This is a genomic window from Falsihalocynthiibacter sp. BN13B15, assembly GCF_041205415.1.
GTDB classification, from domain to species: Bacteria; Pseudomonadota; Alphaproteobacteria; order Rhodobacterales; family Rhodobacteraceae; genus Falsihalocynthiibacter; species Falsihalocynthiibacter arcticus.
The window spans coordinates 1-591 of the sequence record NZ_JBGFCE010000077.1 but is presented as its reverse complement, the minus strand read 5'-3'; the positions used below and the strand labels follow the sequence as shown (position 1 = coordinate 591).

The window sequence follows — 591 nt, the reverse complement described above, 5'->3', positions numbered from 1 at the left end:
CGGGGTCGCCGCGTCGTCCAAAAGCAAATGGTGCAACGCAGAGGCGGGATCGTCCGACGTGCTCACATCATGCAGTTCCAAAGGTAAAGGATACGGGTCAACAACGTCAAAGCTTTCGCCATTGCGGGCAAAGACCATGCGTAACCCGTCATGCCGCGCGATGATCTGATCCATGGCGCGTTGTAAGGCAGGCAGGTTCAATGGACCACTGAGTTCAAGCGAAACACTTTCGTTAAAACAGCACGAGGCTTGTTTGCCCAATTGCGTCGTCATCCAGATTTCACGTTGAGCCGCAGTCAAAGGCAATCCTATCTGTGCTGTCGCCGCGGGCTGAATTTCAGCTCCGAGAACGGGATTTCCACCTAGGATGCCCACAGCGCGCAATGCGTCAACGGACTGCTCAAACGCTGTCACAACCTTGTCGGCGTCGTCTTGAGTGTGGGCAGTGGTGAATATGCACGGATATCCGATCTGTACATGCACTCCGGCAAGTCGCATCAAGGGAAACAACAAGGCGGCGTTGGGATCCAGATCTGTGACCTGTGGTACAAACCAGCTGGAAAAAGTTTCAACGATGCGGGGCAGTCCGCG

The 591-nt window shown here is 54.8% G+C and carries 1 protein-coding gene; it reads right to left on the bottom strand.

What is annotated here, in order from left to right; translation table 11 throughout:
• A partial coding sequence (locus AB9F26_RS22235; RefSeq protein WP_369769125.1) for a condensation domain-containing protein occupies positions 1 to 591 on the bottom strand: 591 nt, incomplete at both ends.